This window comes from Mycoplasmopsis citelli, assembly GCF_900660645.1.
Taxonomy (GTDB): domain Bacteria; phylum Bacillota_I; class Bacilli_A; order Mycoplasmatales; family Metamycoplasmataceae; genus Mycoplasmopsis; species Mycoplasmopsis citelli.
This window is the reverse complement of the sequence record NZ_LR215036.1, coordinates 219,433-243,314: the sequence shown is the minus strand read 5'-3', so window position 1 is coordinate 243,314 and position 23,882 is coordinate 219,433. Positions and strand designations below refer to the sequence as shown.

Here is a 23,882-nt window from a genome sequence, read left to right as displayed (position 1 = left end):
AAACAAAAAATTTGTTCAATTTCACGTTACTTAAATTATAAATGTAATTTTATATTTTAATTTAATGAATTTGTTTTTAGAAATATTTAGTAAATATAGAAATAAAATTCAAAATATGCAATAAAAATTAACTTAACTTAAATTAAATTTTATAATTTAAATAGTATGAAATTAAGTAAATTTTTTAGTTCTAAAAAATCAAAGTTAGCACTTGTTTCTTTAAGTGGAACTATTTTTGGTTTATCGATTATTTTGCCCTTAGTTTTTGTTTATTCTAAAAATCCAAAATCAAAAGAAAATAGATTTTTTCCAGAAAACAATAATTTAACAAATTCAAATATTGAAAATAATAACGAAAACCAAGAACAAAATAATAAAATGTTAAACATTGATAATAATGTATCAGCATCAAATTCTCTTGAAAAGGAATTTAACGAACTAGAAAATAAATTTAAATTATTAATTTCAAATAAAGAAGATCTTCCGCTTTCAGATGATTCTTTAAAATATATTAATTCTCTTGAAAATCAAATCAAAAGCTCTAAAAATAAAGTTAACTTTTCAAAGTTAACTAATGATGTTTTAAAAACTTTTTTAGCAAATTTTAGCACTTGAAAAAATTTGTTCTTAAATAATAATGAACTAATTGTATCCCCTGAAGATAAACAAAATTGAATTGAAACATTCAAAAAATCTTCAACACTTTTAAGTCCAAAATCAAATGATAAAAGCATTATTTCAGCTAGTGAATTTAAAAATCAATTAAAAGATTTTTATATTTACAAATTAAAACAACAAATTAACTTATACGAACAACATCCATACTATCTTCAACCGCTTGAAAGACTTAAAAAATTGTTATATCACTACGAAAATAATTATAACAAATACGTTGATTTTCAATGGGGCATAGATAAAAACAATAAGTTTTCTTTAGAACCAAGCAAATATTACAGCGGAAATTTTAAACAAATATTAATTAATGATGAATTTATTATTAATTGATTAAAATACTATCAAAATTGAAACTGAATTTTTGTTAATAACGAAGATAAACTTGCTAGAATTGAAGATAAAAATATTAAGGCTTTGCAAGCAGATTCTAAATTCAAAGATAATCCAGTTCTTAGAAATTACATGCAAAGACAGTTTAATTTTTTGCCAGATTTTTATGATGAACTTTGAACTATTGATGAACAAAATGCCTCAAAAATAAATTATAAGCAATTTATAAACCATGTTTCTGAAACTAATTTTTCAAAATATAAAAAAGAGCAAGTAGATATTGCAAATGCTATTAACAAGATTCAATCAAAATACACTTTCTTGTGAAAAGGATATCCAGAAATATCTCTAAAAATCGATAATAATGAATATAAATTTGTAGATTGAAGTTTAATTAAAGACTTTAATTATCGAAAGTTTTATAAATATCAAAAATTAGTTGATCTTCAAAATCCTGAATTTTCAGGTTCGTATGAACCTTTTAACATTTATAATAATTTAATTTTTAATGAACCTAATTTATTTTCTGATGCTGTTTATAGAAATTATTGAGAAGATTTAGTTAATGTTAAACATTCTCGCTTTAATGATGCACCTAGTAAATTTGGGAATTATACTATTGATATATCTGAGCCATTAACTGAAGAAGAAGCTTCAAATTTAGGAGTGGATCCTTGAAAAAATCCAATTTCTGATTACAGAAAGTGATTTAATCACTGAAAAGAAGTGCTACCAAATATTATTAGTAAAAAATGAACAATTAAAGAACAAATCAAAGCGATTGCTTATTATATAGCAACTAATTCTATCTATTTAACATCTCCTAAAAATACAGATTTTAATTACAATGGATATGGATTTTATAATCCGACACAAATTTTTACCAATGATCCTGAAATTCAATGCGTTGGATATTCGATGAATTTAGCAGCGGCTTTAACCATTTTAAACATACCAGTTAGAATTGTAAGCGGAGCATATTTAGGAGATCCTAAATCTACTATTGTTAGCGGATATCACGCTTGAAATGAAGTGTTTGTTGATGGACGATGAAAAGCAATTGATTTAACTAATTTTGATTTATTTGAAGGTCTAGTTGAAAAAACACTAACATATGAACTTAAAGATGATCTTGATTTATTTTTAGAGCGTAGTTCAGAATATATGAATCAATTTAAACTTAACTTAGGTTCTTATGAAACTACCATAATGTTTTTTAAAAATCCAAAAGAGTATGAGTATTTAGATCTTCCAGATAATCTTTAATAAATAACCTAAAGAAAGTTAAGCTTATTTATATGCTTAATAGTACTTAGAATTTAAAAAAATAAAGTTTACTATAATACACATAGCATCTATTTTATTTTTGGGGTATAAATGTTAAGAACAATATTTGGTAAAAATTTAAAAATGTATCGTATTCAAAAAGGATATTCACAGATATTCACAAGAAAAATTAGCTAAATTAGTGGAAATTGATCGCACCAATATTTCAAAAATTGAGCAAGGGCAAATTAATATTACTATTGATAAAATCGAAAAAATTAAGAAAGCTTTATCTATTGAAATTAGTAAATCATTTCAAGATAATCAAATCAAACCTTTTATTAAATGAGCTGGTGGTAAAGCTCAAATTTTAGAACATTTAAAAACATATATGCCCAAAAGTTTTGATCACTACTATGAGACTTTTGTTGGGGGAGGAGCTTTTTTCTTTGAGATAGCTCCTTTTAAAGCAACCATTAATGATTTAAATAAAGAATTAATGCTAGCTTATAATTGCTTCCAAAACCAAGAAACTTTTTAATTACTTTAAAAATTCTAAAATTAACATTTTAAGCCAAGATTTTGAAAAAGTACTTCAAAAAGCAAAAAAAGGAGATTTTGTTTATTTAGATCCACCATATGATCAAATTAAAAATAAAAATTCATTTATATCATATACAAATGAAATTTTTGATAGAGACCAACAGGAAAGATTATTTCAAACCTTTGAAAAATTATCTGCAAAAGGTGCTCAAGTTATGCTCAGTAACCATAATACTGAATTTATTAATCAACTATATAAAAATACAATATTTATGTTATATAAAGCGAAAAGAATGATTAATTCTAAAGGAACTGGACGCGGTTTTATTGAAGAAGTTGTTATTACAAATTACTAAAAATTGTAAAATATAAAATATGAAACATCCAATCATTTTGCATACCAATACTGAATATTCTTTTTTATCTTCAACTATTAAGGTAAATGAACTTTTTGAGTTAATTTTAGAACAAAAAAGTCCTTACTTAACATTAACTGATAAAGAAAATTTCTTTGCTTTACCAATGTTTTTAGATTTTGCTAAAGAACATAATTTAAAATTAATTGCTGGAATTGAATTAACTTTAGAAAATCAAAAAAATGTTATAGTTTATGCTAAAAATTATCAAGGATACATTTTTATTAATGAACTGATTTTAAAGCGTTCTTATAATGAAACTGTATCATTGGAGCAATTAAATAACGAAAATATTTTAATTATTAATCACCCTGAAAATGGGTATGAAATTGAGGAATTAGAAAATATTTTTGATAATTTTTATTTTAATTCAAAAAAACAAGTTTCAGATTTTAAGACTGTTTATGCTCCACTTAAAAAAGTTTTATATGAGCAAGAAAGTGAAATTTTACATATTTTAAATCAAATTGCTCAAAAAAAAGAACTTGAAAGCATTCAGGAATATGGAGATTATTTTGACTTAACTGAATTTGAGGATGTTGATGATAAAGTTTTAGCACAAATGGAAGCCTTTGTTAATTTGATTGAACCTTTTAGTCTTTCAAGTGAGATTAAACTAGCTTCTTTTGAGAACCCGAAATTATTGCTCAAGCAAAAAATAAATCAAGATAAATATACAAAATTAATTAAACGTCACGGTAAAGATATTGTTGATGAGCGAATTAAATATGAGCTTGAAACAATTGAGAAATCAAACTTTATTAACTATTTTTTAGTTATTAAGGATGTCCTTGATTTTGCAAGAGAACAAAGAATCGAAATTGGACCAGGAAGAGGTTCTTCTTCAGGGTCAATTATTGCTTTTTTATTGGATATAACAAATGTTAATCCCATTGAATATGGACTTTTATTTGAACGCTTTTTAAATGTAGCTCGTGTTTCGCTCCCTGATATTGATTTAGATATTCAAGATGATCGTCGTAATGAACTTTTAGAATACATTGGAAAACGTTTTGGCATCGAAAAATGTGCATTAATATCAACATTTCAAACTTTAGCACTTAAATCTTCACTGCGTGATGTTGCTAGAGTTTTAAAAATCCCTCTTAGCGATGTTGATAAAGTTTGTGATTCGTTAACTAAATTTGATACTTCTTTAGATATAGCTTATCAACGTAATGCTAAATACAAAATGTTAGTTGATAAACACGAAAAATTACACCAATATGCTCGAAAAATTGAAGGAATGCCTCGGCAAAGCGGAATTCATGCTGCCGGAGTTATTATTAGTGATCGACCTTTAACTGATGTAGTGCCAGTTCGTCATTCAAACGCACCTTTAAATCAAGTAGAATTTGAAATGAATTATTTAGAAAAATATGGACTAATTAAAATTGATTTTTTGGGTTTAAAAAATCTTACTGTTATTAATCAAATTGAAAGTCATATCGGTGAACCGTATCGCTTTGATCAAGTTATTAATTTAAACTTCAATCCTTTTAATGATAAGTCAACTTTTGATTTAATTAATTCACTTAATACTGATGGAATTTTTCAACTTGAATCTCCTGGAATGAAAGGTGTTATTAAGCAAGTTCAGGTTGACACTTTTGAAGACATTTATGCGATTATTTCCCTTTTTAGACCAGGTCCTAAAGATTTTATTCCTGATTATGCTAATGTTAAATTTCATAAACAAAAAGTGGATAAAATCCACCCTATTTATGATCAAATTGTCGCACCAACTCATGGAATTATTGTTTATCAAGAGCAAATTATGCAAATTGCTCAGCAAGTTGCTAAAATGAGCTTTATTGAAGCTGATTTATTACGTCGAGCTATCTCTAAAAAGAATGCTCACGATTTAAGCACATATTCGGAAATTTTTTATAAACGTGGAGTTGAAAATAATATTAAAATGGAAATACTAAAGCAAATTTATGCTCAAATTGAAAAATTTGCTTTATATGGATTTAATAAAGCACATGCAGTTGCTTATTCATTTATTAGTTATAAGCTAGCTTTTTATAAAGCTCGTTATCCAGAAATTTTTTATAAAGTTATTATTGATAATGCTACCGGAGATTTAACAAGCATTAAAAATAGTGCATTACATGCTTCAAAACAAAATATTATTGTTCATTCTCCACATATTAATCATGCACTTTTTAAAAGTGAAATTATTTTTAAAAATGCTCAAAATGTTAAATCACAACTTTATTTACCACTTTTAATTATCAAAGGAATTGGACCAAGTGCAATTGCGAAAATTTCTGAAGAATTACAACGTGGCGGAAAAATTGATAACTTTTTTACCGGAATTTTGAGACTAAAAGCTTCTGGAGTTGGAGATGCAGTTATTGAAACACTTATTAAAGCCAATGTTTTTAGAGACTTTGGAAATGTTGTTGAGTTAATTAACGCACTTCCAGCAATTAATAATGGAGCTGAAATTTTCAAAAAAATTTATGCAAAATCTGAAGAACCTCTTGAAACTAAGCTTCAAAAATTTATTAGTGATACTGGATTTGACCAAAAACGAATCCAAACTTTTGATATGGATATTAACTTAGAAATTAAACTTGAAAAAGAATTATTAGGATCTGTTTATAATGCTTATCCAACCAAAAAATACGAACGTGACTTAAAATTAGAAGATCTTAGAGAAAATCAAAATAATTTCTTTTACGTTTTTTTAGAAAGTATTAAGAAAAACCCAAAAGGTCAAGTAATTGTGAAAATTTCAGATTCTTCAAGTGCAATTTCAGCTTTCATTTTTGAACATTCAGCTATGGATTTAGTCAATTATCCACAGTCTAGAGTTATTTTAGTAAATTTATCACTATCAGCAAAGGGGTATTATTCAATTAAGAGTTGAGAGGAAGTTTCACATGCGGAATAAGGAGATAATGCTTTTAATTGATGGGAACTATTTAATGTTTCAATCATTTTATGCGACATATCGTGGAGATTTAAATACGATTATGCGTTCTTCTAAAGGAGTAGCCACAAACGCAATTAACTTATTTTTACTTCAAGTAATTAAGTTAATTCGTTTTTATAATCCGAAATATTTATTTATCGCTTTTGATGCAGCGACTAAAACTGCTCGTCATCTTGCTTATCCACAATATAAAGCTAATCGAATAAAAGCTCCAAATGAAATTTTTTTACAATTTGATCTAATTAAGCAACTTTTAAATAAATTAAATCTCGTTCATTTGGAAATAGATGGAGCTGAAGCTGATGATTTAATCGCTACAGCATCAAAAAAATTTAATTTCGATAATTTAGAAAAGCTCATTTTTTCACGAGACAAAGATTTATTACAATTAGTAAATTCAACCACAAGTGTAATTGATAAAGATAATCAAAGTAACTATCAACTCATTACAAATGAAAATTTTTACGATATTTACAATCTTTATCCTGCTCAAATTGTTGATTATAAAGCCTTAAAAGGTGATCCAAGTGATAATTTACCAGGAATTAAAGGAATTGGAGATAAAACCGCAATTAAGCTTTTAGATGAATTCAAAACCTTTAAAGGAATTTATGAACATTTAGATGAATTAAGCACTTCACTTAAAAATAAATTATTAGCTAGTAAAGATCAAGGTCAAATGTGCTATGATTTAGCAAAATTAAATCCTAATGTTCTTGAATTTCATTTAAATAAAGAAGATTTAGTCTTAAATATCAGTGTTGAAAAAGCATTACAAATGCTTGAAGAACTAGAACTTAATGTTGTTACTAAATATTTAAAGGAAATTAGTTAATGGTTGCTATTTGTGGAACAATTTGCTCAGGGAAAAGTACTTTACTTGCAAAATTGCAAGCTAAAGGATTTAAAGTTTTTAATAGTGATGAATTTGTTAATGAAATTTATGAAAGTATTGAATTTATAAACGAAATTAAGTATTCCAAATTAAAAGTAATTTTAAGTGATAATTTAATTGACAAGAAAAAAATTTTAAATTTAATAAAAAACAATTACGCCTTGTTTAAGGAATTAGAACAAAAAGTTCATCAAAAAATCTATGAACATTTATTACAAAATAATTATGACTATGCTGAAATTCCTGTCTTAAATAGCGAGCATGCAAATTTTTTAAATATTATCAAAGAAATTATTGTAGTAAATTTAACTTTTGAAATACGGGAAAATTTTTGTAAAAAACGCAATATAAATTCAAAAAAATTCCTTTTATTAAATAATATGAATAATTTATCTTTTTTAAAGGATAAATCTTTTAAAAAAATTAAGCAAATTTGGCTTAATTCTATTGAAGAAATCGAAGAATTTTTGTCGAAATAATTCCATAAAAATATCTAGATTTTAATAAATTTAATATTACTTTTAGTTAGTGAGAGCCACGTAAAATTTTTTTATTAACATTTTAAGGGATAATTAAAATTTTTACTGGTTTTTAAAGTCAAAAAAATAAAAAATTCAAGCTAAAAAGTCAAAATTTTACTTGCAATTTTAAAAATTTTTATCTTGTGAATAACTGGGATAAATAATCAAAAATACTAAATTATGCTCAATTTTTAAACAAAAACAAACTTTTTGATTTTTAGAAACTGTGAATATCTACTGTGTTTAAAGTGATTAAATCATAAAAATAATTTTTTTAAATAATTCCGCTTTTTTCTCTTTTAAAATTAAGTATACAAGGACCAAAAATGTCCTAAATTAATTTAAGAAGGGAGCATCAAAATGCAAAACATTACTTACAATTATTTTACTATCGAAAGAAGCGAGGATTTAACTCCAAGCGACCAAGATAATGTTTTAAAATTTTATCTCCCTATTATAGGATCTGGAGCAGTTACTTTATATAATTTTTTATATAATAAAATCAAAGTTGATAAGCTTTATCATTCAGAATTTACTTTTTCAGGATTGTGTTCATTTTTAAATCTTGATTTAGCATTATTAGCTGAAAGTCGTTCAAAACTTGAAGGAATTGGATTGCTTAAAACATATTTTAATGAACAAACAAATAAGTTAATGTTTTTAATCAAGCGTCCTTTAAATAAAGAAGAAGTTAAAAGCAATCGTTTATTAAAAAATGCTTTAATTAATGTTTTAGGAAATGATATTGTTGAAAATTTACTTGAAAGCAATGTTGTTAAAAGAACCATTATTAGTGAACATATGCAAGATATTAGTGCTAATTTCTTTGAGGTTTTTGGTGAAATCAAACCTCCAAAAGTTCCTCGAAGTATCGATTTAGTTATTGAAGCTGGAAAAAGAATTGAAGAAAGTGTCAAAAACAATTCATTTTCAAGTTTTAAAAATATTGAATTAAAAATGCCTCTTCATTTTCTAGATAAAGAGATTCAGAATGAGTATCAAGCATTACATGCATATAAACCCTTAGATTTTTATAATTATTTAGCTAAAAATCAACCGCAAGAAAATGCTAATGAAATAATCAAAGAATTTGAATCATTAGGATTTGAATATAAAGTAATTAATTTTGCAATGCTTATTAGTTATTTATCTTCGAAAGTTGTTTTATTAAAACAAGTAAGTAGCATTTTAAAAGAACTTAAAGGAAAAGATATTTTATCTTTTGAACTTGCCGAAAATTATTTAGATGGAAAATATTCAAATCATAAAATTTATAAAAAATCAATTCAATCAAAAAACTACATTAAAAGAATTTACCTTAATTCAATTTAATAATGAGGTATTATGAACAAAAACCACCCTGTCTCTAAAGAGCAATTAATTGAAAATGCTAAAAGCGATGAGACTTTAAAAAAAATCATTGATAAACTTCATCTTAGTGATGAAGAGATTTTTTATAAATTTATTGATTTAATGAATATTAAATTGCGAGAACTTAATCCAGATGATTACATTGATCAAATTGAACTTATTCGGAATGAAAAAGGATTGCTAGAAACTAAACGTTATTTTGCCAATAATAACAAATATCGAAAATATTTAATTTATAATAACATTATTTTTAAAAACTTAGGTTTTATTATGTACAATAAAACCTTTTCAGAATTAATTTTTAAAGAAGAAGAATTTTATGATTTGTATAATTATCAAAAAGATTTTAAAGAAACTTTAGAAAATCCCGAAAAATTCAAAAAGCTAAAAGGATTCTTTTTACATTCATTTAAGTGAAACGATCGATGCAAACTTTTTTCAGGATTAGCTCAAGAAATAGCTCTTAGCGATAGAAAAGTCGCCTATGTAAATGTTGAATATTTACTAGATGAAATTAAGTCTTCTTTTAGCAAAAATTCTGAAAAAGAACCTGATTTTATCATTAATGAAATTATGAAATGTGATGTGGTAATTTTTGATAATTTAGGCTATGATAAGCTACCAAAGTGATTTTTTAAAAGTTTAACTAAAATTTTAAATTATCGCAGTTTATACAATAAATTAACTTATTTTGGATCAAAAATCCCTTTAAATGAAATTGCGAGTATTTTTGAAGAATCTCATAATAAAGATATTTTTATCAGAGGTCAAATTCAAGATTTTGTGCTTGCAATTAAAAATCTAATAGAATGTGAGGCTTGAATTGAATAAAAATATTAAAATCGTACTTGCAGGAACTCCACAATTTTCTGTTCCTATTTTTGAGCAATTAATTAAAAATTTTCATGTAGTTGCCATTGTTTCTCAACCAGATAAGCCGGCAAATCGTGGTTATAAGTTAGAACCTACACCCGTAAAACTTTTAGCTCAAAAATATAATATTCCCTTATTTCAGCCTGAAAAAATTGCTCAAATTTACGATCAGCTAGCTGAGATGGATTATGATATTTTTCTTTCTTGTGCTTTTGGACAATTTGTTCCAACTAAAGTTTTAAATTTAGCTAAAAAAGCATCTTTAAATATTCATGGATCTTTATTACCTAAATATCGAGGTGCTGCTCCTATTCAACATGCAATTTGAAACGGAGAAGTTGAAACTGGATTAAATTTAATTTATATGATCAATAAAATGGATGCAGGAAATATACTTAAGGAAGTAAAAATAGAGATTTTACAAACCGATACTTCAGATATTATGTTTGATAAATTATCTTCTTTAGGACAAAAGCACATTGTTAGTTGAATTAACGAATTTATTTCAGGAAATTTTAACGAAATCATCCAAGATGAAGAAAAAGTAACCTTAGCTCCTAAATTAAATAAAGAAGAAGCTTTTTTAGATGCAAGTTTAACTATAGAGCAAGCTTTTAATAAGATTCGAGCTTTTTCAAGCAACCCTGGAGCATATTTATTTGTTGATAATAGGCGTTTAAAAGTTTTTTATGCCACTAAAACATCTCATCCAAATGCAATTAAACTTCCTTTTAGTAATGGATTTTTATATGCAATTGATTATCAATACGAATCTAAAAAAAGAGTAACCTTTAAAAAATAATATTTTCACCCACAAAAATCGTTTTTTAGCGTTTTTTGTGGGTGAAAAATCTTTATATACGTAAATTTTAAAATTATAATGTATTATAATATATTATAATATTAATAATATATAAGTTACTAAAAAAATACTTTGATGAAAGGATAATATTTATGAAAAAAGTAGCCATTAATGGTTTTGGAAGAATCGGAAGATTATTCTTAAGAAGATTACTTGAAACAAAAAGTAAAGATTTAGAAGTTGTAGCAGTTAATGATTTAACTGATGCAAAAACTTTGGCACATTTATTAAAATATGATTCAGCTTTTGGGATGTTAGATGCTGAAGTTAAAGCAGAAGAAAGTGCTATTGTTGTAAACGGAAAAAGAATTGAAGTTTACGCAGAAAAAGATCCAAAAGCACTTCCATGGGGTAAATTAGGAGTTGACTTAGTAGTTGAATCTACCGGAAGATTCGTTAAAAAAGATCTTGCTTCTTTACACTTAGAAGCAGGTGCTAAATCAGTAGTTATTTCTGCACCAGCTGGATCAGATTTAAAAACTATTGTTTATAATGTTAACCACCAAACCCTTACTAAAGAAGATAGTGTTATTTCAGCCGCTTCATGTACAACTAACTGTTTAGCGCCTGTTGTTGACGTGCTTGTAAAAAACTTTGGTGTTACAAAAGGATGAATGACTACTGTTCACTCATATACTGGAGATCAAAGACTTCAAGATGCTCCACACAGCGACTTACGTCGTTCACGTGCAGCAGCATATAACATGATCCCTACTTCAACAGGGGCAGCAAAAGCACTTGGACTTGTAGTTCCTGAAGCAGCCGGAATTTTAGATGGATCAGCAGTTAGAGTTCCAACTATTACTGGTTCGCTTGTTGAGCTTGTTGTTGAACTTAAAGAACAACCTACAGTAGCTGAAGTTAATGCCGCTTTTGAAAAAGCAGCAAATGAAAGTTTAAAATATGAAACTGATCCTATTGTTTCTTCTGATGTGATCGGATCACACTATGGATCAATTTATGATTCAGAACTTACAAAAATTGTTCACTCAGCTGATGGAAAAAATCTTTACCACATTTCTGCATGATATGATAATGAAATGTCATATGTTTCACAACTTGTAAGAACTGTCTCACACTTTGCAAAATTAAAATAATGTTGCTTAATTTGTTTATAAAAAGATAAGTAAACTTATCTTTTTATGTACTTTTTGAAACCTAAAAATTCAACTTTAATATAATTGTTTTATGAACAACTATCATCTATCTTTGCTTCAAAGATTAAATAATGTACCTAAAAAACCAGGAGTTTATTTATGAAAAAACTCCTTAAATGAAGTTATTTATGTCGGAAAAGCAATTAATTTATTTAAGCGAATGAAGCAATACTTTAAAGGAAGTATTAATTCGTATAAAACCACAAAATTAGTTAGCGAAATAAGTGATTTTGATTTTGTAATTAAAGATAGTGAACAAAGCACGCTAGTTTTAGAAAAGCAATACATTGAAAAATACAAACCTAAATATAATATTAAATTAAAAGATGATAAAACTTATAGCTACATTAAAGTAGCTCTTAAAAGTAAAAAAATTGAAATTGGGCCATCTCCAAAAATTAATATAAATGCTCCAAATACTTTTTATTATGGTCCAATTACAGCTGGTTTTAAGCGACATGAATTAATTAACGTATTGCAAAGAAATTTTTTATATAAAGATGGATTGCCAATTGAATATAAAAATGATGAAACTTTAAAAGAAACCTATAATCAAATTATTGATGTTTTAAAGCTCAAAAACAGCAATTTCATCAAAGAACTATATCAAAAACGTGATCAAGCAGCTCAAAGAACTAATTTTGAAGTTGCAATCGAGTATCGAGATTCAATTCAACTGCTTGAAGAGATGAAACAACGACAAGTCACTGAAATATCCAATAAAAAAAATATTGATATTTTTGCCTTTAAACATTTAAATAATATCACTCACGTTTTTGTGATGAGCTTTCGTTTTGGGGTACAAGTTTCGCATCGATATTTTTTTATTGATTCGCTGGTTGATGAAGAAAGCGATATTACCGAGATTTTAGAGCAATATTATTTAAAACATGAAAGTGCTGATGTAATTGTGCTAAGCGAAAAATATGATAGTGTTGATTTTGGATTTTTAAGTAAAAAAGTTGCTTTTCCTAAAATTGGATCTCTTAAAAACTTAGTTAATCAAGCATATGAAAACTTAGAATATTCCTTTGAACAAAAATTTCTCAAAACTCAACAGCAGCAGTTTCAAATTCAACAATGTTTTGAAAAGTTGCAAAGTTTATTGCAAATCAAACTCCCTATTAATCGGATTTTTATTTTTGATAATTCAAATTTAAATAATACCTTTGTTGTTGGAGTTGGAATGGCTTTTGATGTTCAAGGAAATATTAAAAACTTAAATCGTAAATTCAATATTAATAAACTTTTAACTGCAAAAAACAAACTTGCAGATAGCGAATATATGTTTTATAATGTTAAAAACTACCTTAATATTAATGAATTTATCTTTAATAATTATCAATACAATGATTTATTTATCGTTGATGGAGCAGCTGCTCAAATTAGTGCTTTTATTAAAGCTTTAAAAACAGTTAAATTTTTAGATTATAAAAAAATTAATCTAATTGGTCTTGTTAAAGATGAAAAACATTTAACTAGAGAAATTGTTCTAAAAAATAAAACCAATTTAAAAATTGAGGATTTAGATTTATTCAATTATTTAAGTTTTTTACAAGCTAAAGTCGATCAATATGCTAAAGAATATTTTCGATCAAAACATCGAAATGCTTCAATTGAAAGTAAACTTTCTCAAATTAAAGGAGTTGGACTTACTTCAGAAATAAAACTTCTTAAGCACTTTAAAGATTTTGCTTCTATTTATAATGCCTCCGAAGCAGAACTAGCGAAAGTTGTGGGTTTAAGAATTGCTAAAATTATCAAACTGAATATGTAAATATTTTCCACATTTAGGATTTTTTAGGTAATTCAAAGCTCTTTTAGGAGAAAAAAACCTAATAAAGTAGTAAAATAGCTTTAGGTAATTCTATTACCTTTACTTAATTAAAAACGAAAGGAAATTAGATGTCACAAACTTATAAATACGCATTAGATAAAGACGGTAAACTTAACATTATGTCTGATCCTAATGAAATGATTAGAGTTTTAGATATTAATGGTGATTTAATTGATAAAAACTACAAATCACCACTTACTAAAGAACAATTAGTTGAAGCATACAAATGGATGGTATTATCTAGACAACAAGATACCTACATGATGCAACTTCAAAGACAAGGACGTATGCTAACTTTTGCTCCAAACTTCGGAGAAGAAGCACTTCAAGTAGCAACTGCTTATGCAATGAATCCTAAAGTGGATTGATTTCTTCCAGCCTTTAGATCAAATGCAACTATGTTAGCTCTTGGTGTTCCTATGGTAAATCAATTACTTTACTGAAATGGAAACGAATGAGGATGCAACATTCCTGAAGGTGTTAATGTAACTCCGGTAAACATTGTTATAGGTTCACAAATTTCGCATGCAGCCGGAGTGGCATATGCAATGAAACATAAAAAAACTGGAGGAGTAGCTGTTACATTTATAGGTAACGGAGGAACAACAGAAGGAGAATTCTCAGAAGGAATTAACTTTGCTGCTGTCCAACAATGACCAGCAGTATTTTGTGTAAACAACAATCAATGAGCTATCTCAACTCCAAATCACTTTGAATCAGTTTCTTCAACAATTTCAGCTAAAGCTCACGCTTATGGATGTGCAGGAATTAGAGTTGATGGTAATGACTTTTTAGCTAGTTATGAAGCTATTAAAGATGCTATTGAATACTCAAGAAATGAAAGTAAACCAATTCTTGTTGAATTTGTAACCTGAAGACAAGGTGTTCATACAACTTCAGATAACCCACGTGTGTATAGAACTGAAGCTGAAGAAAAAGAACACGAAAAATGAGAACCAATGCACCGTTTTGAAAACTACCTTTACAGCATTGGAGCTATGGATGAAGCTACCAAAACTAAAATTTGAGAAGAATCACTTGATTTTGTGAAAAAAGCTTACGAAGAAAGTATGACCAAAATTAACGCTAAATTAGAAGATGTCTTTGATTATACTTATGAAAAACTTCCAGAATACTTACAAGAGCAAAAACAAGAAGCAATTGAATTTTAATCAAAGAAAGGAGTTAAATAATGGCTGAAACTAAAGTTGTTAATAATATTGAAGCCTTAACTCACGCTCTTGACCTTGCTATGGAAAGAGATCCAAATGTAGTTTTATTTGGAGAAGATGCAGGTTTTGAGGGTGGAGTTTTCCGTGCTACACAAGGTCTTCAAGCAAAATACGGAGTTCATAGAGTTTTTGATACTCCTATTTCTGAAGCTGCTATTGCTGGGGTTGCTATTGGAGCTTCGATGATGGGTCTTAAACCAATTGGGGAAATTCAATTTCAAGGATTTTCATACCCAGCAATGCAACAAATTTTCACTCATGCTGCAAGATACAGAAACCGTTCAAGAGGTCGTTTACATGTACCGCTTGTTATTAGAATGCCTATGGGTGGAGGAATTAGAGCTTTGGAACACCACTCTGAAGCTTTAGAAGCTATTTACTCTCATGTTCCAGGGTTAAAAGTAGTTATGCCAGCGTTCCCTTACGATACTAAAGGACTTCTTTTAGCAGCTATTAATGATCCTGATCCAGTTATTTTCTTAGAAAATAAAAAAATCTATCGTGCTGGAAAACAAGAAATTCCTGCTGAATACTATGAAGTTGAAATTGGAAAAGCTAATGTTTTAGTTGAAGGAACCGATTTAACATTAGTAACTTATGGAGCGCAAGTTCATGAATCGCTTTCAGCAATGAAAAAACTTAGAGAAACAAATCCTGAAATTTCAATTGAGCTTATTGATCTTAGAACCATTAAACCTTTAGATCATACAACCATTATTGAATCAGTGAAAAAAACTGGAAGATTACTTGTAGTTCATGAAGCTGTTAGAAGCTTTTCTGTTTCTGCAGAAATTATGGCTAGAGTTAACGAAAAAGCTTTTGAATATCTACAAGCTCCAATGGCTCGTTTAACCGGATATGATATTACTGTTCCGCTTCCTAAGGGAGAAAGTTTCCACGCAATTAATGATGACAAAATTGTTGAAAAAGTTAAAGAAGTAATGTCATTTAATATGTAAGAATAAATTAATAAAAGGAGATGAATAAATAATGATTAAAACTACCCCTATTGTTCGTGCAAAAGCAGCAAAACTAGGAATTGATTTATCTTTAGTTAAAGGTTCTGGAGAAAACGGAAGAATTTTATTAGCTGATTTAGATGCATATTTAGCACAACCTAAAGCTAGCACTCCTGCACCTACTCAAGCTTCAGAACAAAAAGTTACTGCTACTCCCGCAAGTTCAGCTCCAGTAGCTGCACCAAAACCTGTAGCCCCAAGAGTTGTGAGCGGAGAACCATATTCAGAACCAGTAACCCCAATTAGAAAAGCTATTGCAAAAGCAATGACTAATTCATGGGATAATGTTGCTTATGTGAACTTAGTTCATGAAATTGACATGACTAGATTATGAGACCTACGTTCATCGATTAAAGATTTAGTTTTAAAAAGCGAAAATGTTAAACTTACCTTTTTACCTTATATCTTAAAAGCTGTAGCTGTAGCACTTAAAGAGTTTCCTAAATTTACTGCTAAATACAATGAAACAAAATCAACTTTAGATTTTCCTGGAGTAATTAACTTAGGATTTGCTGTTGATACTGAAGCTGGACTTATGGTTCCGGTTATTCCCGGAGCTGATCAATTATCAGTAATAGATTTAGCTAAAGAAATTATGCGTTTAGCTCAAGCGGCAAGAACCAAAACCATTAAACCTGCAGAAATGAAAGGTGCCGGATTTACTGTAACTAACTACGGAAGTGTTGGAAGTTTATTTGGAGTTCCAGTTATTAACTATCCAGAGCTTGCTATTGCCGGAGTTGGTGCTATTGTTGATAAACCAGTTGTTAAAAATGGAGCTGTAGTTCCTGGAAAAGTAATGTACATTACCGTTGCAGCTGATCACCGTTGAATTGATGGTGCAGAAATTGGTCGTTTTGCTTCAAGAGTTAAAGAATTACTTGAAAAACCTGAAGTTTTAGGAGTGTACTAATATGTATAAATTTCAATTCGCTGATATTGGTGAAGGACTTCACGAAGGTACAGTTGCTGAAGTTTATGTAAAAGAAGGACAAGAAATTAAAGAGGGTGATAACCTTTTTAGTGTTGAAACTGATAAAGTAACCTCAGACATTACCTCTCCAGTTGATGGTAAAATCGTTAAAATTATGATGGCTGTAGGTGATGTAATTCACGTAGGACAAGAAATTTTTTTAATTGATGATGGTTCAGGGGATAGTGTCGCTGAAGAAGCTCCAGTTGCAGAAAATTCAAAAACAGAAGATAAACCAAAAGAAGGTGCAGCTAGTGTTGTTGGTGAATTATCAGTTAATGATGATTTAATTGATTTAAGTTTTTTCAAAAAATCAACCCCTCCAATTGTTCAACAAAAAGTTGAAACTCCAGTCTCAACACAAGCAACTCCTAGCGGAGATGTTAAACCTTACAACGGAAAAGTTGATGAAGAATTTGACGTAATTGTTGTTGGATCAGGTCCAGGAGGATATTTAGCGGCTTCAGAAGCTGGTAAAAGCGGACTTAAAACTCTTATTATCGAAAAGTCATTCTGAGGTGGAGTTTGTTTAAATACTGGATGTATTCCAACTAAAACACTACTTAAAACCGCAGAAATAGTGCAAAATATTAAGCATGTAAGTGAATATGGAATTGTTCTTAAAAAAGAACAAGAAGTTGCTGAAGATAAAACTTGAGTAGCAATGCATCAAAGAAAAGAAGAAGTTGTAAGCAAAATTTCTAAATCAGTAGAAATGCTTATGAAATTCTCAAAAGCTAAAACTGTTGTTGGAGAAGCAAAAGTTTTAGGCGATCGTGTTGTTGAAGTTAATGGAAAAGTGTATAGAACCAAAAACTTAATTTTAGCTACTGGTTCAAGTGCTAATAAATTACTTAAAGTTCCTGGATTTGAACAAGGATATAAAGACAATAAAATTATCACCTCTAGAGAAGCGATTAACTGAAAAGAAAAACGTCCAAAATCAGTTACTATTATTGGTGGTGGGGTTATTGGACTTGAATTTGCAAGTATTTTCTCAGTTTTAGGAGCTAAAGTTGTTATTATTCAAAATACTGACAGATTGCTTCCAGCTGCAGATAAAGAAGTTTCAGTTGAAGTTAACAAAATGCTTGAAAAACTTGGAGTTGAAGTTCTTTTTGAAGCTCAAACTCAAAAATATGAAAAGAACAAACTTTATGTTGATGTAAAAGGTCAAGAAAGAGTTCTTGAACAAGAACTTATTCTTACAGCTACAGGTAGAACACCAAATTCACAAGGACTTGCTGAAGCGGGTATTAAACTTGGGGAACGTGGTGAAGTGCTTGTTGATGAACATCAAAGAACTAATGTTCCTGGAGTTTATGCAATTGGAGATGTTACCGGACAAGCGATGCTTGCTCATGTAGCATACGCTCATTCACTAACAGCTATTTATGATATTTTAGGTGATAAAGTTAAATCTGTTTATAAACCTAAATCGGTAGCTGGATGTATTTACACCAATCCAGAAATTGCCTTTATTGGACTTACTGAAGAACAAGCTCGTGCACAAGGGAAAAATGTTTTTAGCACTAAATATACCTTTGATCACCTTGGAAAATCGATTGCTTCAGTTAACACAAGTGGATTTGCTAAACTAGTAGTTGATAAAGAATTTGGAGAAATTTTAGGAGCATGAATTGTTGGCCCACACGCAACTGATTATATTGCTGAAGTTGCTCTTGCGATGGAACAAGAAATTAGTGTTCACGAAATTGCTCACACCATTCACCCTCATCCTACTTATGGAGAAATTCTTTGGGAAGTAGCTCGTGATGCAAGTTTTAAACTTACTCTTCCAAACCTTAAAAAATAATTTTTAAATAAAAAGTACCCACGATAAAATCGCAAATTGATATGAACCCCAAAAGTTAGACAAAAAATTATTGAAGGAACTTAGTTCTGTATTGGACAGGGCTAAGTCCTTTTAATCTAACTTTAATTCTTTTGTTATTGTAGTAATCAATGTAATTGATAATAGCTTTTTCTAATTGTTCAAGCGATTTAAAAGTATGTTCCTTGCCATAAAACATTTCTGTTTTTAAAACTCCAAAAAATGATTCCATCATCCCATTATCTGGACTATTACCTTTTCGGGACATTGAAGCTTTTATCTCTTTAGAATTTAAAAATTTGTGATAACTATTATGTTGATATTGTCAACCTTGATCACTGTGTAAAATTGTTCCACTATATTTAGCTTTTGTGAAAGCCTTTTTAAGCATTTTTTCAACTTGCAATAAATTTGGGGAGCGAGATATAGTAAAACTGATAATTTCGCTATTATAACCATCTAAAATAGCTGACAAATAAAGTTTTTGAGAATGACTAGGTAAAGCAAATTCAGTAATGTCAGTGTAACATTTTTGCAATGGTTTTTTAGAATAAAAATCTCGATTAATAAGGTTTGGAGCTTTTTTGTCCACTTCGCCTTTGTATGATTTATATTTTTTACGCTTACGATTTCCGCCAATTAAATTTAGCAAATTCATAAGTCTTTTTACTTTTTTATGATTTACCAAATATCCACGATTTTTGAGTTCTAAAGTAATACGACGATATCCATAACTGCCTCTATGTTCATTATATATAGATATAATTTCGTCTTTAAAATTTTTATTTTTATCAGCTGAATTGATTTTTTTAAGATGATAATAATAAGTTGAACGTGATAGTTGAGCAATTTTTAATAAAATTTTTAATGAGAATCCTTCGTCGACCATTTCTTTAACTTTTTGGCTTTTATATTCTGTAAGTCTTTTTGATCCAACGGGATCCCTTTTAACTTTTTTAGGAAAATCACCTCAGTTCTAAGATATTCAATCTCTTGTTTAGCTTTTTCAAGTGATGTTAATTCTTCTCAAGTTTTCTTTGGCTTACGTCACATTTTTGATGGCCTTCCTTTTTTCTTTTCAACAATAGTATACCCATTTTTCTTGTATTGAATAATTCAATTTGAAAGAATCCCTCAATTAGGTAATCCATATTGAAGTGAAATTTCTCTTGTAGAATGTCCTTTAAGAAGAACTTGATTAATCATTTCTAATTTTAGTTGTGGAGAATAATATTGATTTTTAGTCTTTTTAACAATTTCAATCCCGTGAAGATTTATCAGTGCGACAATATAATTTATAATTGCACGATTTACTCTAAATTTTATTGTTAAAGATTTTTCAGTAAATCCTTTTTTGCGTAATTGATATATTTTGATTTTGTCTTCGTAACTTAGTTTCATAAAAATGAACCCCTTAATTTTGGATTTTAATGTCCAACTTTTGGGGTTCATATCAAATTAACTTTGCGATTTTTCTTTTTTTATTTGTAAAATGTGGAAATAATTCTTAATCAAATTTTGTATAATTTATAGACAAAAAAAGAAAGGAATTAAATGAAAATTACAAGTTTATTTCAAAAATCAGACACTATTTTCTTTGATGATAAAATCACTTCCAAAGAAGAAGCGCTTTTATTTTTAAGTGAACAGCTTAAAATAAAAGGATATGTTTCTGAAACTCAAAAAACTAACGAGTTATTTTGAGAACGCGAAAAACAAGCTTCAACTGGAATTGGCGATGCAATTGCTATGCCCCATATTGGTTCAGAAATTGTGCTTGAAAGTACTTTAGCTTTTATTAAAGTACAAGATCTAGATTGACAATCTTTAGATAATCAGCCAGTTAAATATATTTTTGCAATTGTTTTATCAAAAAATGAGCGCGAAAATACTCATTTAGCAATTATGCAGAAACTTTCAACTTTACTTATTAATGAACAATTTAAAGAAAAACTTGCTTTAATTAATACCTCAGAACAATTTCTTGAATTACTTAATAACTATGATGTTGATTCAACTTTAGAGCAAAGTAATCCAAAAGATTCAGTTTATGATGTTGTTGCAGTTACTGCTTGTCCCACTGGGATAGCTCATACCTTTATGGCTAAAGAAAAATTGTTTCAACAAGCACAAAAAATGAACGTTTCAATTAAAATCGAAACCCAAGGAGCTGAAGGGATTGATAATAAATTAACCAATACTGAAATTGCTGGTGCTAAAGGAATTATTTTAGCTGTTGATCGCGAAATTGAAAAATCAAGATTTGCAAATAGTGATAATGTGCTAGAAATTTCGACCCAAAAAGCAATTCATAAACCTGAAGAACAAATTACTAAAGTTTTAAACAAGCAAGGAACAAAATTACAAGGAATTACCAAAACTGAAGATAATTCAGAAGCTCAAATGAGTTTTGATGGATTTACTAAAAAAATGTGACGCTCGTTAATGTCAGGAATTTCGCATATGCTTCCATTTATTATTTTTGGCGGAATTATGCTAGCAATTGCGTTTGTAATTGACATGATTATCGGAGCTTCGCAAGGAGTTGATCTTAATTCAAAAGAATTCCTTGGAAGCTTTGGATTTAATTCTTCAGTTTCAAATATTGTCTTTAAAATCGGAAAAATCGCACTTGGATTAGCAGTTCCGATGCTAGCTGCTTATATTACTTATGCTCTCGTAGGACGTCAAGGATTACTTCCAGGATTTGTTATAGGAGCTATTGCTAGTGGTCAAGTCGCTGATACTTATAGCTTTTTACAAGGTTCAATTGACAGTGCAGGAGTGGATGCAAGCAAGTTTTTAGGAACTGGATCAGGATTTGTTGGAGGAATTTTTGGTGCCTTTTTTGCAGCGGCAATGGTTATTGTTTTTGCAAAATATGTTTTTGGAAATTTACCACAATCAATGCAAGGGATTAAAAACATTCTCTTTATTCCGTTGCTTGGAACTTTAGCAATTTCAATTCTATTTTGAGGAGTAAATATTATTTTAATTTACGTTAACTTAGGATTGGTGCTATTTTTACAACTTTTTGAAGGTAAACCTTATTTAGCTTGATTGCTTGGAATCATTTTAGGACTTATGATGGCTAGTGATTTGGGTGGGCCAATTAATAAATCAGCCTATATTTTTGGAACTTTATCAATTGCTAACGGAGCAAGTACCCTTTCAATGGCTGCGGTTATGATAGCTGGAATGGTTCCGCCACTTGGAATTTCATTATCAATGTTTTTAAGCAAAAAACTTTGAAGCAAAGAAGATCGCGATGCCGGGAAATGATCTAATGTCCTTTTTGGAATGTCTTTTATTTCTGAAGGAGCAATTCCTTATACATCAAAAAACCCAAAAGTATTAGTTCCAGCTAACTTAGTTGGAGGAGCTGTTGCTGGTCTTGTTTCAGCTCTTTTAGGTGTTAATATTATTGCACCACACGGAGGGATTTTTGTAGTCTTTTTAGCTAAAACCAATTTAATTAGTGAAAATTTAGGATTATCAATAGGACTTGGAATTGTCTTCTTTATTGTTGCTTTAATTGCTGGAAGTTTTGCTCAAGCAGGAACAATTTGACTAATTAATCATATTCATACCAAAAACCCAAATTGAGCAAGTAAATTAAAATTTAAAAAAATCAAACCAACTAAGGCAACAAAATAATGATTTATACCTTAACATTATCTCCATCAGTAGATTTATTTATTAGTTCAGAAGATTTTGAGTTATCTAAAGTTAATCGTTATACTAAACATGAAATTCTTCCTGGTGGCAAAGGATTAAATGCTTCAGTTATTTTAACTCGCCATAACTTTAAAAACAAGGCAATTACTCTTTTTGATCCTAATACTTTTAGACAGCTTGCTCCTATTTTTGAAGCTGAACAATTAGATATTGTCAATATTAATACAGAGCAACCAACTCGTATTAATATTAAATATTATGGAGCAAAATCTAATTTTGAACTTAATGGTCCTCGTACCAACATAACTGAAAAATTATTCAAGCAAGTGCTTAATGTTATTAGTACTTTTAAGGAAAATGATGTTTTAATGTTAATGGGAGTTTCTTCAGAAGAACATTTGGTTAAAATTTTAAGTTTATGTAAGGAAAAGAAAGTTAAAGTTGTTTTGGATCTGGAATCATCGAACTTTTTAGAGCTTCTAAAATATCAACCTTTTGTAATTAAACCTAATATTGATGAACTTAAAAAAATTTTTCCAACCATCAATTTTAATGGAACCGAAAACCTAATCAATGCGATGAGGAAATTACAAAATAGTGGTGCATTAAATGTAATTGTCTCTCTTGGTAAAGATGGTTCTTATTTACTTACTCAAAGTCAAGAAATTTTTGTAGCTGAAAACAAGGAAACCACTAGTGTGGTTTCAGCTACTGGTGCCGGAGATACATTAATTTCAATTTTTGCTGCTGAATATTTAAATAACCAAAACGCAAGTTATTGCTTGCAAAAAGCAAGTGCAGCAGCAACAGGAACTGTTCAATCAAGTTGATTAGGAGATCAAAATTTAACTAATTTAGCTTTTGATTTAATTTATCTTAAAAAAATAAAATCTTAAAACTTTATATTATTTGATAATAATCAATATATTTTAAAAGGAGATTATAAATTGATATTATTTATTTTGGCATTTTTTATAATTTTAATACTTATTATTGGTGCACTTATTAAAGCCGGAATTCATTTGATAAAAGGTATATTTTTTATTGCGATAGCTTTTGGTTTAATTTATTTTATAACCGGTTGAAAACTGGGTATAATCTAAACTAAGAATACCTTTTTATTCTCCAATTTAATTTTTGAACTCTTAAAAAATCACAAATTAAAATTGTGATTTTTTAATTATTTTTAAAATTCTTATTTCAAAATTTTTTTAAATATATTAGAAAATTTTTCTAATTTATCCATAAAATGTGGATATAAAACAGTCAAAAAACTCTTTTTTTAAAAAACTATTGTAATTCCAGCACATATTTTAACAAACAGATAAGCTGCTAATAAAACTTCACTTAAAGCAAAATAACAGAAATTTTAAAATTGTAAAAGAAACAAAAAAAGTAAAGAAGTTTATAAAAATCGAAGAAATAAAATAGCATTTTTTATAATAAAATTCCATTA

Annotated in this window: 18 protein-coding genes; 17 read left to right on the top strand and 1 reads right to left on the bottom strand. The window is 28.4% G+C overall.

From position 1 onward, the window contains the following. Window positions 1-165 precede the first annotated feature (165 nt). The 15 genes from EXC58_RS00830 (at window position 166) to lpdA (ending at window position 18,730) form a co-directional block, all read left to right on the top strand. Window positions 166-2,271 carry a transglutaminase-like domain-containing protein gene (locus EXC58_RS00830; RefSeq protein ID WP_129725177.1) on the top strand — a complete coding sequence of 702 codons (2,106 nt, stop codon included), beginning with the start codon at window positions 166-168 and terminating at the stop codon, window positions 2,269-2,271. Window positions 2,272-2,473: 202 nt separating this feature from the next. Then, window positions 2,474-2,812, top strand: coding sequence for a helix-turn-helix domain-containing protein (locus tag EXC58_RS04805; protein WP_235666104.1), 339 nt, complete (start codon window positions 2,474-2,476; stop codon window positions 2,810-2,812). Then, window positions 2,781-3,170, top strand: a complete 390-nt coding sequence (locus EXC58_RS04800) for a DNA adenine methylase (protein WP_129725175.1) — start codon at window positions 2,781-2,783, stop codon at window positions 3,168-3,170. Before EXC58_RS04805 ends, EXC58_RS04800 begins: the two co-directional genes overlap by 32 nt. A 19-nt stretch (window positions 3,171-3,189) precedes the next feature. Next, window positions 3,190-6,132: a DNA polymerase III subunit alpha gene (dnaE, locus tag EXC58_RS00815; protein ID WP_129725174.1), complete on the top strand. Its 2,943-nt coding sequence runs from the start codon at window positions 3,190-3,192 to the stop codon at window positions 6,130-6,132. A 7-nt stretch (window positions 6,133-6,139) separates the two neighbouring features. Next, window positions 6,140-7,009 (top strand): 5'-3' exonuclease, encoded by an 870-nt coding sequence (locus EXC58_RS00810; protein WP_223211610.1) that lies wholly within the window; start codon window positions 6,140-6,142, stop codon window positions 7,007-7,009. Then, window positions 7,009-7,548: a dephospho-CoA kinase gene (locus tag EXC58_RS00805; RefSeq protein WP_129725172.1), complete on the top strand. Its 540-nt coding sequence runs from the start codon at window positions 7,009-7,011 to the stop codon at window positions 7,546-7,548. Before EXC58_RS00810 ends, EXC58_RS00805 begins: the two co-directional genes overlap by 1 nt. 402 nt (window positions 7,549-7,950) lie before the next feature. Continuing rightward, window positions 7,951-8,922 carry a replication initiation and membrane attachment family protein gene (locus EXC58_RS00800; protein WP_129725171.1) on the top strand — a complete coding sequence of 324 codons (972 nt, stop codon included), beginning with the start codon at window positions 7,951-7,953 and terminating at the stop codon, window positions 8,920-8,922. Between the two features lie 12 nt (window positions 8,923-8,934). Next, window positions 8,935-9,792 carry a hypothetical protein gene (locus EXC58_RS00795; protein WP_129725170.1) on the top strand — a complete coding sequence of 286 codons (858 nt, stop codon included), beginning with the start codon at window positions 8,935-8,937 and terminating at the stop codon, window positions 9,790-9,792. Beyond that, on the top strand, window positions 9,785-10,636 hold the full coding sequence (fmt, locus tag EXC58_RS00790; protein WP_197723776.1) for a methionyl-tRNA formyltransferase: 852 nt from the start codon (window positions 9,785-9,787) through the stop codon (window positions 10,634-10,636). Before EXC58_RS00795 ends, fmt begins: the two co-directional genes overlap by 8 nt. A gap of 152 nt (window positions 10,637-10,788) precedes the next feature. Then, window positions 10,789-11,793, top strand: coding sequence for a type I glyceraldehyde-3-phosphate dehydrogenase (gene gap / locus EXC58_RS00785; RefSeq protein ID WP_129725169.1), 1,005 nt, complete (start codon window positions 10,789-10,791; stop codon window positions 11,791-11,793). Window positions 11,794-11,884: 91 nt separating this feature from the next. Next, a complete protein-coding gene (gene uvrC, locus EXC58_RS00780; RefSeq protein WP_129725168.1) occupies window positions 11,885-13,630 on the top strand; it encodes an excinuclease ABC subunit UvrC in 1,746 nt (581 codons plus the stop codon). Between the two features lie 128 nt (window positions 13,631-13,758). Next, on the top strand, window positions 13,759-14,862 hold the full coding sequence (gene pdhA, locus EXC58_RS00775; RefSeq protein WP_129725167.1) for a pyruvate dehydrogenase (acetyl-transferring) E1 component subunit alpha: 1,104 nt from the start codon (window positions 13,759-13,761) through the stop codon (window positions 14,860-14,862). A gap of 20 nt (window positions 14,863-14,882) precedes the next feature. Further along, entirely contained in the window at window positions 14,883-15,881 is a 999-nt protein-coding gene (locus tag EXC58_RS00770) for an alpha-ketoacid dehydrogenase subunit beta (protein WP_129725166.1), read from the top strand. A 28-nt stretch (window positions 15,882-15,909) separates the two neighbouring features. Next, a complete protein-coding gene (locus tag EXC58_RS00765; protein ID WP_129725165.1) occupies window positions 15,910-16,854 on the top strand; it encodes a 2-oxo acid dehydrogenase subunit E2 in 945 nt (314 codons plus the stop codon). A 1-nt stretch (window position 16,855) separates the two neighbouring features. Then, complete coding sequence (gene lpdA / locus EXC58_RS00760) at window positions 16,856-18,730, top strand: dihydrolipoyl dehydrogenase (protein WP_129725164.1); 1,875 nt, start codon at window positions 16,856-16,858, stop codon at window positions 18,728-18,730. A gap of 67 nt (window positions 18,731-18,797) precedes the next feature. Here the strand turns inward: lpdA and EXC58_RS00755 are convergent. Beyond that, a protein-coding gene (locus EXC58_RS00755) for an IS3 family transposase (protein ID WP_129725163.1) occupies window positions 18,798-20,149 on the bottom strand; the annotation gives its coding sequence in 2 pieces (ribosomal slippage) (window positions 18,798-19,708 and window positions 19,708-20,149; 1,353 coding nt in all). A gap of 153 nt (window positions 20,150-20,302) precedes the next feature. Here EXC58_RS00755 and EXC58_RS00750 point away from each other — a divergent pair. Next, entirely contained in the window at window positions 20,303-22,405 is a 2,103-nt protein-coding gene (locus EXC58_RS00750) for a fructose-specific PTS transporter subunit EIIC (protein ID WP_129725162.1), read from the top strand. Further along, the gene (locus EXC58_RS00745; protein WP_129725161.1) at window positions 22,405-23,322 is read left to right on the top strand and encodes a PfkB family carbohydrate kinase; all 918 of its coding nucleotides are present in this window, start codon (window positions 22,405-22,407) and stop codon (window positions 23,320-23,322) included. Before EXC58_RS00750 ends, EXC58_RS00745 begins: the two co-directional genes overlap by 1 nt. The last annotated feature ends 560 nt before the right edge of the window (window positions 23,323-23,882 follow it).